The 14,072-nt window shown below is 40.6% G+C and carries 12 protein-coding genes; 4 read left to right on the top strand and 8 right to left on the bottom strand.

What is annotated here, in order from left to right; all coding sequences use genetic code 11:
• Positions 1–3: 3 nt before the first annotated feature.
• From V5739_RS09775 to V5739_RS09750, 6 genes are all read right to left on the bottom strand, one after another.
• Positions 4–876, bottom strand: a complete 873-nt coding sequence (locus V5739_RS09775) for a relaxase/mobilization nuclease domain-containing protein (protein WP_423818011.1) — start codon at positions 874–876, stop codon at positions 4–6.
• A complete protein-coding gene (gene mbpA, locus V5739_RS09770) occupies positions 873–1,169 on the bottom strand; it encodes a mobilization protein MbpA (RefSeq protein WP_423818010.1) in 297 nt (98 codons plus the stop codon). The genes V5739_RS09775 and mbpA overlap by 4 nt, the downstream gene beginning before the upstream one ends.
• A 104-nt stretch (positions 1,170–1,273) precedes the next feature.
• Complete coding sequence (locus tag V5739_RS09765) at positions 1,274–2,182, bottom strand: toprim domain-containing protein (RefSeq protein ID WP_423818009.1); 909 nt, start codon at positions 2,180–2,182, stop codon at positions 1,274–1,276.
• Positions 2,183–2,489: 307 nt separating this feature from the next.
• Positions 2,490–3,698, bottom strand: a complete 1,209-nt coding sequence (locus tag V5739_RS09760; protein ID WP_423818008.1) for a primase-helicase family protein — start codon at positions 3,696–3,698, stop codon at positions 2,490–2,492.
• A 279-nt stretch (positions 3,699–3,977) separates the two neighbouring features.
• Complete coding sequence (locus V5739_RS09755) at positions 3,978–5,192, bottom strand: phage integrase SAM-like domain-containing protein (RefSeq protein WP_423818007.1); 1,215 nt, start codon at positions 5,190–5,192, stop codon at positions 3,978–3,980.
• A gap of 396 nt (positions 5,193–5,588) precedes the next feature.
• Positions 5,589–5,933 carry a hypothetical protein gene (locus V5739_RS09750; RefSeq protein ID WP_266067928.1) on the bottom strand — a complete coding sequence of 115 codons (345 nt, stop codon included), beginning with the start codon at positions 5,931–5,933 and terminating at the stop codon, positions 5,589–5,591.
• Positions 5,934–6,213: 280 nt separating this feature from the next.
• On the opposite strand from V5739_RS09750, the gene V5739_RS09745 reads away from it, so the two are divergent.
• Entirely contained in the window at positions 6,214–7,683 is a 1,470-nt protein-coding gene (locus V5739_RS09745) for a hypothetical protein (RefSeq protein WP_423818006.1), read from the top strand.
• An 85-nt stretch (positions 7,684–7,768) separates the two neighbouring features.
• Here V5739_RS09745 and V5739_RS09740 read toward each other — a convergent pair whose 3' ends face one another.
• Both V5739_RS09740 and V5739_RS09735 read right to left on the bottom strand, forming a co-directional pair.
• Entirely contained in the window at positions 7,769–8,584 is an 816-nt protein-coding gene (locus V5739_RS09740; RefSeq protein WP_423818005.1) for an IS3 family transposase, read from the bottom strand.
• Complete coding sequence (locus V5739_RS09735; RefSeq protein ID WP_423818004.1) at positions 8,581–9,006, bottom strand: transposase; 426 nt, start codon at positions 9,004–9,006, stop codon at positions 8,581–8,583. Before V5739_RS09735 ends, V5739_RS09740 begins: the two co-directional genes overlap by 4 nt.
• Positions 9,007–9,554: 548 nt before the next feature.
• On the opposite strand from V5739_RS09735, the gene V5739_RS09730 reads away from it, so the two are divergent.
• From V5739_RS09730 to hemN, 3 genes are all read left to right on the top strand, one after another.
• Entirely contained in the window at positions 9,555–10,814 is a 1,260-nt protein-coding gene (locus V5739_RS09730) for a putative DNA modification/repair radical SAM protein (RefSeq protein WP_423818003.1), read from the top strand.
• Positions 10,815–11,597 (top strand): TIGR03915 family putative DNA repair protein, encoded by a 783-nt coding sequence (locus V5739_RS09725; protein ID WP_423818002.1) that lies wholly within the window; start codon positions 10,815–10,817, stop codon positions 11,595–11,597.
• A 916-nt stretch (positions 11,598–12,513) separates the two neighbouring features.
• Positions 12,514–13,878, top strand: a complete 1,365-nt coding sequence (gene hemN / locus V5739_RS09720; protein ID WP_423818001.1) for an oxygen-independent coproporphyrinogen III oxidase — start codon at positions 12,514–12,516, stop codon at positions 13,876–13,878.
• Positions 13,879–14,072: the final 194 nt, after the last annotated feature.

The raw sequence follows: 14,072 nt of genomic DNA, 5'->3' as shown, positions 1-14,072 counted from the left end.
GTTTTAATATCCCATTCCTATTCCTGTATCCAGTGCTCTTTTAATGACTTGTTTTACCAGGTCTTTTGCTATTTTATTTATGATCCCGGTGCTAAGTTGTACCGTGCTATTTAATAATTGCATAGACTTCGGTGCCTCCTTTAGTTTGGTGATGTTAGTGTTCTGACTGATGCCGAGGATAATTCTATTGCCACTCATAGCCCTGTGGATCTCGCTGCCTTTCAGGTTCACTCCTTTGTATTCAAACCGAAAACCCTGCAGCTGTTTTGATTTGTTGATACTGGGTATTACCCTCACCTGCTGTTCCTGCATTCTTTTAATGTACTCGTCCAGGGATTTAGGCCTGGACTGCAGCACTTTTTCATGGATGGTCTGGACCTCCTTGCGATGTTGTCTTAATTCCTGCAGTTTCTCCTGTTGTACTTCCTTTACTCTTGTAAAGCCTAATTGTTTAGCAACATTATCTGCGGCCATTTGACTTCGCTTTCCAATAAAGTTGTCCTTATATACTTCTCCAGAAAGGCTGATGCGGTTTGCATAGATGTGGATATGGATATGCTCCTTATCCCTATGTACAAAACCAATGGCCTGATGGTTTTTCAGATTCATCTCTTTCAAAAATTCTTTTGCAACTTTACCAAGATTTTGATGTGACAAATCCTTGCCATCTTCTATGGTGGGGCTCACAACGAAGCTAAGGGTATTGTTAATGCACCGTTCGTTCTGGGACTGGATAATCTTGAATTCTTCAGTGATCTCTATGGGAGTATCTCCTGCCAGGTATTCTTTAAGAACTACTTCGGCTTCTTTCTCCTGGTTCCAGCCATAGGCTATGGAGGCTCTGGTGCTGGATATGGCATGTCCTTTCCCTATCATTTTTTAAAGTTTTTTAGATGATTCCTTATTTCTTCCGCAAGCTCCACTACGGTGGCAGCTAGTTTTGGATCCCGCTTTTTAAACATGCTGCTGATCCTGGCAAAATTGTTTTTGTACTGTACCAGCATCCGGTAATATTCCAGCTGCTCCGGAGTCATTCTTTCAACAATATTTCTCTCGAAGGCAGTGGAGCGGATATATTCTGAAAGGGAAATTCCTGCCCTGGCCGCCCTTCTTTTGAGCAGCTTTTTCTCATATATCGAGCAGCGGATCTGGATGTGTTCCCTTTTCATTTTTTTACTTTTAGCCTTTGCGACCTCCGGGAGTAAAGCAAGATTGTCATGACAATGACACATCTCGCTTTGCTCCTCAAAATGATAATTGGATGCAGTTTTAATTATGTTTTATCTGTAGCCAGTTTATCATTCTTAGCAATAAGACATTTGCTATCTATGTTTTTTACGAGCATTTCATTGAGATCTTTATATCCTTCATACAGGCTACTCCCATCCTGATACTGCGGATAATTTCTTAAGATATTTTCAGCTGCTTCTATTCCGGCAGAATCTCTGTCTAAGTATAAGGTCACTGTTTTATAGTTCTTAAAAAGCGGAAGGGCTTCAGGTATAAAAGACAGGGAATTCAGAATTATTAAATCTGCTCTCTCTATCTCTTTCGGGATTATAACTGCCAATGATAGCAGGTCAAACATTCCCTCAAGTACTATTAGTTTTTTTCTCCCTTTCTTTAAATAAGTATAACTTTTAGGTGCAGTGGAACTTTTACAGTAAAGGTTCCGAAGTTCCCATCCGCCTAAATGGTTCTGCAGTCCAAGGGCAAAGAATGTTCTTCCGAGGCATTCATACCGGATCTCCCTACAGTACGCTCTTGCAATCTCGAAAGGGATTTTACGGGAAGAAAGGTACTTCCTCAGTAAACCATGTTCTATAGGCAAAACCTTCAAGATTTTATTTTTCGGTTCGGTTTTTTGCCTGTTACTTCCAAGATCTGCGTAGGACTGAGAAACTGGTATGCCCTCTGATAAATAATCCAATGCTTCTGCTACCGAACAATTTGAAATTAAACATACCAGGTCGATCACATTTCCTCCTCTTCCGATTCCGAAGTCGTACCACCTGTTGAGTCGAAAAGACACTTTAAAAGAGGCCTGGGTTTTTGACCGAAGGGGACTCAGAAACCAGGCTTCTTTTTCCGATTTGCGGCTGGGGAAGTGCCCTAGCTTTGCCAGCGTTTTGACGATGCAAATGCTACGGGCTGTTTCACAGCTTATTCTTTTTGTTTTCATCAGCATTTTATTTAGAGCTATTTGGTATGTTTTGACAGATGTCTTCTTTTTCTTCTTTTGTCATCATTTTTATTTTGATGACAGTTTGATGACAAAATGATGACAGCCTAAACCCTTGCTATTACTGGTCTTATTTTACCTTGTCATCAATTCATCAAAAAATAAATAGTATTTCAAAGTTTTACCCTCAAAAGCAGCTTTCATTTTGATGAAACGATGACAGCAGCTGAAACCTCCCGCAAACACTGGGGATTCCTTGTCATCGTTTTGTCATCATTTCATCATTTTTCACTTCGGAAGAGAGAATTCAGCTGATTTTATCATCCTCGAAATTCTCCAGAAGGAAATTTTTATTTATAGTGAAATAGCGTCCTTTAGCTTCTCTGAACGTAGCAGTACCATCTCCCCAGAGCAGGAACTTTTGGTAGCGGTTGGAATTGGGCTGGTTCTCCAGCTTCCAGTCCTTCTTCAGGATTTTCCGGATTTGGGTAAGATCGGTTCGAAGTCGGGATTTACTAATGGCGTTATAGGCATCCATCGGACAAAGATCCAGCTCTTCCAGGTCCTGGTCCTCCATCACCATCAGAAGCATATTGGCCAGTTCCCTTTCCACCCTGTTCCGGTTATTCTGCACCAGTTTTTTCAAAGCAGGAGTTTCTATTTGATCAGCAGAAAACCACATACGGGTTTGATGCCTGGAATGAAGCTTTCTATTCTTCAGGTAGTAAAGAAAAGCAGGAATCTCTTTGGCTAAGGATTCCAGGAATTCTGTTTGCTCTTTCTTTATCATAGGAACCTGTAATACCCAGAAGCGGGTTTCATGATGGTCTATCTTGATGAAGTTTTCTTCATTATTACTGCAGAGGATGAACTTTCCGAAGAATTCTACTTCCCGCTTGTCCTTCCCTTTTGCCTCCAGTTTATTGATATTGGTGGTGCTTAAGTATTTGATCCTTTCAGTCAGCTCCTCTTTGTTGAACAACACTTCATCGATACAGATCAGGAGCTTATTTGCCCAATCAGCATTGAACTGGCTAGTGAAACTATCATTGGTGAGATAGGTAAGGTTATTTTCAAAAATGAGTTTCAGCCATTTAAGAAAAGTACTTTTCCCTGTGGAGCGTTCCCTCGAGACCAGGCATAAGATAGGTAGGATTTGGGTAGGCCTGGTAAACAGGAGTTGCAGGTAATCCAAACCCAATTCGTAATGAGCTCCAAAAATATGCTTCACAAAACTTAAAGAGACCTGACAATCCCCTTCTTCTAGATTATGGCTCAGCGGCGCATAGGTATTATAGAAGTTATGGTAGGATGATTTGAAATTCAGATGATCGGGAATACAGGTGAAGCCATCAAACTTCGATATTCCTGCAAGATAAGTCTTTCCATGATCCTGCCGGATAGTTTCAATATTCCACGGAACCAGGGACTCATTTATATGACCGGAAATGCTTGGTGCTTTTACCAGTTTGTAATACTGGGTCCCAACTCTTATATATAAATCCTCTCTTTCCATGGACATCTCTCGCCTTCATTAAAGTAATGACAAATCATCAATTAAATTTAGCGAAAGAATCCTTTAGTTGAATAAAAAATAATATTTATTTATTTTGAATGAGAATAATACAATTTGATGTCGCTTAGAAAAAACTCAAGGGATAAAAGCATCAACTGATATTAAATGTCACTTTAATTTAGAAAAAGGAATGAATGATCCTTTTAGGTCTGGAGCATAAAAAGAGCCAAAAAGGAACTAATACGTGTGAAAGATTAAAAAATAAAGACAGTACCAACATCAAAAATCAACAACATTGTTCAATGCTTTATCTGTCTCCTGACTAATAAAATATGATTGGTACATCATTGTAGTTGTCACTGAAGAATGCCTATATAATTGTTGAAGCATTTGAACAGGAATCTTATCCCCTGCAATATTTCCGAAACTATGCCTGGAGATATGCATCGTTAGCTTTTTGGTAATGCCAGCTTTCCTCGCTATTTCTCTTAAGTGTGCATTCAGCCATTTGTTAGCAATTTTAGCTTTGGCATAAATTTGTTTCTGGTCGTTAGGTGCAACAACTTTTAATTCCGGAAAAACGAAGTCATCCGCACCTCGTTTATATTGAATATATTGATTTAGAATCGAATGTATTTTATCAGGAAGTTGCAGAGACACCAATTTTGAATTTTTATTCATTGTATAATGAATGCGGTTATCATAAATATCACTCCACCGGATTTTCAACACATCAGCAACTCTAATCCCTGCCAAATAAAAGCTAAAAAGCCAAACATTCCTCGTGTGGTTTTCTTCTTCAGTTAAATTATTAAGGTTCTCAATACTTTTGACTTCTTGAATAGTTAACCCAATTTTCCTTGTCTCTGGAAACTTAATTTTTATTTTATCTTTCCCGAATGGATAGAATTTTCGATCAATTAAACCTTGCCGGATGGCCTTATTAAAAAGCAGCCGAATTAAAACAAGATGGTTTGCTATAGTCCTTTCTGATAATCGCTTAGTATTTCTTAAATAGGTAATATACTTTCTGAGAAAGTTCTCATTGAGATCCTTGAAAGATAACTGTCTTGATTTTACGAAGCTTGCAATATGTCCTATATATGCCCTATCTACTGTTAAACGTCCAAATTTATTATTAGCTTTAATTTCTTCAATATGTGAATCTGCGATATCAAAAAAATTTTTATCCGAATGCAAAAAAAGAATTTCATTTTTTATTTGAGCTGCGGAAAAATCTTTTCCTTCCGCCTGTAATTCCAAAAGAAATTTATTTGTTTGTGCTAACTTTGTAAGTAGAAGGTTATTTAAATGAGGTGCGTTAGGATGAGATTTCTTAACAATACTTTTCGTCTCATCCCAATATATAGAATCAATATAATGACCAATATAAAGATATGATGACTTCCTGAATTTTGTTATTCGGATAGCCAGAGGATTAAAACCTTTTTTATTAGGTTTCTTTCGGAGCGTTATCGATGCACTGGAATTCATAATTATACCTAATTATCATTCTAAAGATAATCTTTTTTGGTACAACATAGGTACAACAAATCATGATATTAAATGATTCTGAATGATATTATGTAAAATTAAGAGAAATACAATTAGTTGATTTTCAGTGTTTTTGATTAGTTTTGATAAAATATTTTAACAACTTAGGATCTAGTGCCTCACGGTGTGAAGGTTCGAGTCCTTTCGCCCGCACAGATTGAAAAAGCCGACTTTTAATGAGTCGGCTTTTTTATTGCATTGATATTTCGGTAATTGAAAAAACCTAACTAAACAAGGTTGCTGTCCACCTCTCTTCTGTCAGCAAATTCTTTTCAGCAAAAAAAAAGCTCCGGAAGATTCCGAAGCTAAATTCATAAACCGCATTTCAACATTTCACTAAGCAACCTGGGAAAGTGCTTTCGGGGTATGGTTGTAGTAGTTTAATGAGCTCTGATAAAAATTCAGGCTTCTTTTGTCATTTTTGAGGCACGAAGAAAGGAACCTGTCCAGGTCCTGGCACTCAAAATTTACTGTAGTGTATTGATGCGGAGCCATAGGAATTTCGGCTTTAATAAGTTGTTGCTTATAATCTATCTCTACACGACGGGCCCCAAAATACATTTTAATGATCCCCTTGTGAAGAGAGCTGTATTTATCCATTTCAGTTTCACAAGTAGCACAACTATCATGTATAAAATTCTTGAATTGTTCAATGATTTGAGAGGGTTGAAATGATGTCATATGGCTGATTATATTTTAGTTAGTTTTCTTCTTACAGGGCCTAAATTAAGACTTGAGGTGTTAAAAATGTTCTAATAAAATGTTGATTAATAAAGAATTAACAGCGAAGTAACATTCCCGAACCAAAGTTGTGAAGAATTAAGAAAATGTAAGTGGAACCTTACAGCGAAATCTTAACAATTGAACCCTCTTTTTAGGATTGTATAACATAGCTGTTTTTTCTCCTGAAGTAGTGTTAACAGGTGTTTGAAGGAAAAATACTATCTTAAACAAAAAAAGCGTGAGCAAGAAAAAAACAATTATCTGGATCGGTGCGGGTGTGGCAGGGATTATTCTTCTGCTGTTTCTGGCAAACCTGTACGTAAAGAACAGGATTGAGCAGCAGCTTGATGAGAAACTGCAGGCTTCGGGTTACAATAATCTTTCAATAAATATCTTTCTTAATAGGTTCAGTATAGAGAATATAAAGCTGGATGAGCGCAGGTTTGCGGGAAGCATAGATAAAGTTAAAGTAAGCGGTCTTTCGTACACCGAATATTTATTCAATAACAATATCGAGGTAGATGAATTTGAGATCATCTCCCCCTCGCTTACCTTCTTTCCTAAAGATACTTCTACCAATAAACCTTCGGCACAACAGCAGGTACATGTAAAGAAGCTACGGGTCAAAAATGGCAGTTTTAGTAAACAACCTTCCGATACTGCTGCGGCTACTATGTATGCTCATATCCCAACAGCACGGGTTGAAGATATTAAATCGGGAATGCAGCTCTCGGGTCTCAAAAATTATCAGCTTGAACTCGATACGCTTTATCTGAAGATGAATCCAGAGCACTACATTGATGTTGGAAGGGTTTCAGCACAGAATGGGCAGATAGATATTTCCGATTTTAAGATCCGTTCCCTCTTTACCCGCGAAGAATTTGTGCAAAGGACCCCTTACGAAAAAGACTACGTGAGGCTTGATGTAGAAAAGATCACGCTCGACAGTCTTAACTTTGAGATGCGGAATGACTCTTTGTACCTTCGAAATCCAAAAATGACCGTGGCCCGGGCCCAGCTTGATATTTACAGGAACAAACTGGTAGCCGATTATCCCAATGAGAAGCCGCTTTACAGCAAGATGTTGCGGGAGGCACCTATTTATCTCAATTTTGAGAAGGTGCTGGTAGAAAATAGTGAGATTGTTTATGAAGAACAGGTAGAGGGCGCAGAGAAGCCCGCTATAGTTCGTTTTGCTGCTGTTAATGGCGAAATAAATAACCTCCACAACCTAAAGGAGCTAGATACTCAACCCAAAATAACTGCCAATGCCAATTTTATGCAGGGCACCCCGATGAGTATTGACTGGACCTTTCCTGTTTTTAATCCTCAGGAAAAATTTCAGATCTCAGGCAACTTTGGTACCCTCGAAGGAGAGGCCCTCGACCCTTTTCTTATTCCTTCCCTCAATGCCCGCGCCCGCGGAACCGTAAATAGCGTCTATTTTAATTTCTACGGAAATGACGATGTGCTGCAAGGTGATTTTAGGATGGAATATGACGAATTTAAAGTAGAACTGGTTAATAAAGAGAAGGAGAAAAAAGGCTTTTTAAGCGCTATTGCCAACCTGTTTGTAGATAACGAACAGGAACCCGATGAAGGCGGCGGCCAGGATGTGCGGGTAGAGCGCACCAAAAACAAGTCTTTCTGGAACTATGCCTGGAAAGGCCTGCGTGAAGGCTTGCTCGATGCCGTGGGACAGCTTTAAAAGGTTTAAGGTTTAAGGTTTAATGTTCAAGGTTTAAACGGTGTGGAGTCCTGAATAGGGTTGACCGTTTTTGAGAGTTGGTTATTTAATTTAAAGTTACTAATTCTTTGTTTAATCTATATTCATATTCTACGGGAGTATAATCATGTATTGAGCTGTGTGGTTTCTCATGGTTATACATATATACAGCTTTACTTAATTTTCTATTCAGCTCATTTAAATTGGTAGGATTATATCCTTTCAAATAACTGTTCTTTATTGTTCCGTTGATCCTTTCTGCATGAGGATTTTCATAGACATTGACACACATGCTGTTTCTTAAATATCCTTTGGTAAGTTTTAAAAACTCTTTGCTGTAGTACTGTCCTCCACCATCGGAGTGTATGATAGGTTTTACCTCTTCATCTCCTTTGATGCGAGTCAGAGCCATCTTTAAAGCTGGTACTGTGGTGTCAACTGTTTTAAGAGTTTTGCTGGCACTATAACCAATTATCCTCCTGGAATATTGGTCCATTATGAAGGTGAGGTAATAGAACTTACTGTTCATTTCATAGTAGGTTATATCACTCACCCATACCTGGTTTATATCTGTCAACTCCCGATCCTTAACCAGGTTAGGAAAACGTATTACTCCGGTACTGTCTGTGGTTCTTCTAAAGGACTTTTTTGGCGCTATTTTAAATCCATATTCACCATAAAAGTCAAAGAACCTGTCTCTGCCCATTGTCTCAGGATTTACTTTCTTGTAGAGCGCTTTACACCCCATATCCGGATGATCCTCTCTTACCTGCCGCAGAATTACTTTTAGCTGCTCTTTCTCTTCCTCTCTTTCGATTTCTCTGTTGAGCCGCTGATGCACGTTCTGCTTTGTAGTTCCTAACCAACAATAGATCTGGTTCATTTTCCATCGGTGTTCTTTCCTGTTGAGCCAGAACCAGGTAAGGGTTTGGAACCAAGTTTTTTTTTGATGTCGATGTCATACATCTCTTCAGCAATATCGATCATCTTATTTTTGAACTCGATCTCGAACTGCTTTTGTCCAACCAGTTGCTCCAGTTCGCGGATCTTGGCCTTCAAATCCTGTATTTTACGGGTATCGCTCATAAGCTCAACAACTTGTTTTACACCTCGTTTGCGGTTGCGGGAGTACTTGTCCAGCCATTTATAAACTGCCGTAGTCGACACTTCATATTCCTTACTCACTTCCAGAACGGTAGAAATGTTCTTCTCAATTTCCCGTACCTTCTTACGTTTAAAGCTCTCACTAAAGTAACGATTTACTCGATTAGATGCTTCTTTAGAAAAATCCTGTGGTTTTGCCATAGTACTGAGTTGTATTAAACTCCGTAAAACGGTCAACTTATTTCAGTACCCGACACGGAATTTCTTTCAGAAAAAAGATTTCGGAAATGCCATTTTTGAGAGGTAAGTTGCATTAATCCTTATTCTGAAGTTGTTTGAGTGAATGATCAATGAATAATAAACAGATCTACAATTTGCAGCTCCCCGTCAGTTCGAGTGTTTTTCGCCATGGGGAGCATGGTGAAAAATGTATCGAGAACCGGGTAAATCTTTGACTGCAATAGCAAGGATAGATTTGTATCGAGAACAGTGGCTAAGTGGACGGCTTTCTTCCCGATACGATTTTCCGTCGCTCCAGCTCATAAAAATCACCTGCCTCTATCAGGCAGGCTCGAAGTCACGCCCATGAGAAAAACATGGTTAGGCAATTTAAAAAAGGTGGTGGTGGATTTTCATCTCAAACTCAAGACCTGGTTCCAAATTCTTACAGTGAAACAATCCTATTTTTAATTATGCGGAATGATTCCTATTAATAGGATTTTTTCCTATTTTTGCTGAAAGTCAGCAGTATGGATTATGAGAGAATAAAAGAAAAACTAAGTATTCTGGCTGATGCAGCCAAATACGATGTATCCTGTTCTTCCAGCGGAAGCAAACGCAAAAACACCACCAATGGCCTGGGAGATTCCTCGGGGTTGGGCATTTGCCATTCCTACACCGAAGATGGCCGCTGCGTTTCCCTGCTCAAGATCCTGCTCACCAACCACTGTATTTTTGACTGCGCCTACTGCGTGACCCGCAAGAGTAATGACGTAAAACGCGCTGCTTTTAAGGTGCAGGAAGTGGTTGATCTTACCATCCACTTTTACCGGCGCAATTATATTGAAGGTCTTTTCCTGAGTTCCGGAATCTTTAAAGATGCCGATTATACTATGGAACGCCTCATCCAGGTGGCGAAAAAGCTGCGGCTCGAAGAGAATTTCAATGGCTATATTCACCTGAAGTCCATTCCCGGTGCCAGCGACGAACTCATGCGCGAGGCCGGACTCTATGCCGACCGCCTGAGTGTTAACATCGAGATCCCCACCAAAAGCGGACTCAAGCTCCTGGCGCCCGACAAAAAGCATGAGGATTTCATGAAACCGATGGAAAAGGTGAAAAATGAGATCATCCAGTACAAACATGAAAGCCGGCTTATAAAAAGCACGCCAAAATATGCGCCGGCGGGGCAGAGTACGCAGATGATCATTGGCGCCTCGGGAGAAAGTGATCGCGACATTATGTATTCGGCCAACTTTTTTTATAAGAAGTACAACATGAAGCGGGTTTATTATTCGGGATATGTGCCGGTGGCTGAAGATCCGCGCCTGCCGGCCCTCAATTCTCAGGTGCCGCTGTTGCGGGAGAACCGGCTGTACCAAACCGACTGGCTGCTGCGCTTCTACGGCTTTGACATTCGGGAGCTGCTGAATGAGCAGCACCTCAATCTTGACCTGGAAGTAGATCCAAAACTCAGCTGGGCGCTGCGAAACCGTCATTTGTTTCCGGTGAATATCAATCGGGTAGAAAAGCAATTATTGTTGCGCATCCCCGGGATTGGATTAAAATCGGTCAACAAGATCCTGCAGGCGAGGAAATTCCGGAAGCTCAACTGGGAGCACCTGAAGAATATCGGGATCGCCATGAACAGGGCGAAACATTTTATCACCTGCGACTCCCGCGAATTTGAAGTGAAAGAACCTTCCAGCGAGTATCTCAAAAATGTCATTTTAAAGACCTCATCGGGGAAGTTCAGGAAGGAGATTGGAACCCAGTTAAGCCTTTTTTAGATGGAACAGCAGGCAGTAGTTACTTATGACGGCACGCTGGAAGGTTTCCTTTGCTGCGTGTTCTCAGCCTATGAAGAAAAGCTGAAAGTTGTTGATATAAAGCCACCGGGAGCGCAGCCGGGCCAACAACTATTTTCAGAATCAAGGGAGGTGATCACAGAGCCTGAAAAAGCCAAACGCGTATGGACATCCCTGAAGAAAAAAGCTTCCGCCGCCGGGCTTCGGGACCTAAAATGGGCATTTTTAAGTGAAATAGCCGGAATGGAAATGCACATGTTCAGTATGATACGCTACATCCTTGCCGAAAATGTGCCGGTAGACCGGGATTTTTCACATCCTGCAGTTTTAAAAGTGGCGCAAACGGCCAGGAAGGTTGGGCGGGAGAAACATCGCATGGAAGCTTTTGTGCGCTTCAGGCTGACCAAAGATGAGGTGTATTTTGCTGCCATCGAACCCGATTTCAATGTGCTGCCGCTAATAAAAAGCAATTTTAAGAACCGCTATGCAGATCAAAAATGGATCATCTATGATCTAAAGCGGAATTTCGGCATCGCGTGGGATCTTTCAGACATAAATTTTATCACCCTGGATCTCGATCCCGCCATAGGAATTTCGGGCGCACCAGAGGCTTATTTTCACTCTTCAGAAATAGCCTTTCAGCAGTTGTGGAATCAGTATTTTACCAGCACAAACATCAAAAGCAGGGCAAATTCTAAGTTGCATGTGCAGCACCTCCCAAAGCGTTACTGGAAATACCTCACAGAAAAGAACCTTCAGAAATGACATTTTTGAGAGGTAAGTTTCTTTCTCTGATCATGTTTATCAATCTGAACAGGTCTTTGTGAATTATTTACAATTAAGAAGTTTCCCTTCGGTCATTAAAGTTTCCATTTTATTCATAATTGTTCATTTTTTTGCTGTGCATTCCTCTCCCTGCGGTCGTCGGATGCAGAAAAAAGGAACCAAAAAAAGGACACTTTTTGATAGGTGTTTCCAATTTTGCTCCCGCAAAATTAGAACCGTACTCCCCCGGCTAAATTTTCTCCAAGGCCCTTCGACTTTGCTCAGGACAAGCTTTCAAAAATTTTTAACGCCGGAGGAGCATTACACTTACAAAAAAGACCCTTCACGAGAATAATTGTGGAAATCATGTTACCGGCCTATCGAAAATTGATCATGAAATTTGAAGAGAGATGAGGTTTAAATTTTATGCTGTTTGAGCGTTCTTTATTATTCTCGTTCTACAATTTCTCCCGCGAGTTCAGAAAATTTAGACATAGACCGAAAAATTTAGATCAATTTACGTAAGCCTAGCGTTTTTTGGTTCTTTTTTGGGCAATGCAAAAAAGAACAGAACAATATTCAATTGGAAAAATTCTTTTCCTTTTTTTTTCAAAATAACCCTCTGACAATGGTATTTTAGATATGTAGGTCACGAGGTGATTTCTTGTTTAAAATAGAACCTAAAATCGACGTCATTCTGAATTTATTTCAGAATCACTTAGATCTGGTCTTTGAAAAAAACGTGAACCTGAACCTCCCGAAATCTCGGGACAGGTTGATGCCTGACAAATCCTTCAGAAAAAATCCTTCAGAAAATGCCATTTTAAAGAGGTATGTAATTCAGACATTTATGACCTGATTAAAATCATGTTATAATCAGAACCATCCTTATACTTTTGCAACTAAATTAAAAGGTATGAGCACTTCTTTAATTCAGAAATACAACGTTCCCGGCCCCAGGTATACCAGTTATCCCACAGTGCCGTACTGGAACGAAGCTGCATTTACGGTAGCACAATATAAAGAGCGGCTTAAAAAGTCATTTTTGGAGAGCAACAGCGAAGAGGGGATAAGTATCTACATCCACCTGCCGTTTTGCGAGAGCCTGTGTACTTTTTGCGGCTGCAACAAACGCATTACCAAACGCCATGAAGTGGAGTCGCCATACATCGCTGCGGTGCTCGAGGAGTGGGATATGTATGTGAACCTGCTGGAGGAAAAGCCGGTGATAAAGGAGATTCACCTGGGTGGAGGAACGCCCACGTTCTTTTCTCCTGCCAATCTCAAGATCCTTCTCGACGGACTTTTTGAAAAAGCTGATCGGGCAGAGGAAACCGATTTTAGCTTTGAAGGTCACCCCAACAACACCAAACAGGAGCACCTGCAGTTGCTTTATGACCTGGGTTTTGAAAGGGTTAGTTACGGAGTGCAGGATTATAATTTTGAGGTGCAACGGGCTATTCACAGGTTTCAGCCTTTTGTGAATGTAAAAAATGCTACGGAAGGTGCCCGCGAAATTGGCTACACCTCTGTGGGTCATGACTTGATTTTTGGTCTGCCATTTCAAACTGTAGACCACGTGAGGGAAACCATAGAGAAGACCAAAGAGCTGATGCCCGACAGGATTGCTTTTTACAGCTATGCGCACGTGCCGTGGATAAAAGGGAACGGGCAGCGTGGTTTTAAGGATGAAGATCTGCCAACAGCCGCTGTGAAACGCGAAATGTACGAGGTGGGCAAACAGTTACTTGCCGAAGCCGGATATGTAGAAGTGGGCATGGATCATTTTGCTCTAAAGACCGATACGCTGTACAAGGCGATGGAAAGCAACAAGCTGCACCGCAACTTTATGGGCTACACCTCCTCAAAGACCAAAGTGATGATTGGCCTGGGAGTTTCGGCTATTAGTGACAGCTGGAGCGGTTTCGCCCAGAATGTCAAGACCATTGAGGAATATTACGGAATCCTTGAAAAAGGCGATCTGCCCCTTTACCGCGGACATATACTCACTGCGGAAGATGAAAAAATGCGACAGCACATTCTGAATCTTATGTGCAACATGGAAACATCATGGAAAGACGACGTTATGAAATTTCCGGAACTTCCTGAAGTGCTCATCAGCCTGAAAGAAATGGAAGCCGACGGCCTCCTGGAATTCGGAGATGAAAAACTCATCATCAAAGAAACAGGACGTCCTTTTGTAAGGAACATCTGTATGGCTTTTGACCTGTTGCTTCAAAGAAATAAACCTGAAACGAGGTTGTTTTCGATGACGGTTTAGAGGGTTCAAGGTTCAAAATTAAAAGTTCCTACGTCTTTCCAAAGAACATTTTTAGCGACTGCGGTAATTCCCTTCTTTTGGAGTTCTGCTCTCGCTTTTTAATTCCAATGAAGATGTTCATTTTTATTGCCCGACTTTTTCGCATTTCCTCCGATCGATAGAGAATTCACTTTGAGTCTAACGCATATCATTCG

It is taken from the genome of Salinimicrobium sp. TIG7-5_MAKvit, assembly GCF_049569215.1.
Classification (GTDB): domain Bacteria; phylum Bacteroidota; class Bacteroidia; order Flavobacteriales; family Flavobacteriaceae; genus Salinimicrobium; species Salinimicrobium profundisediminis.
This window is presented reverse-complemented; position numbering and strand designations above follow the sequence as displayed.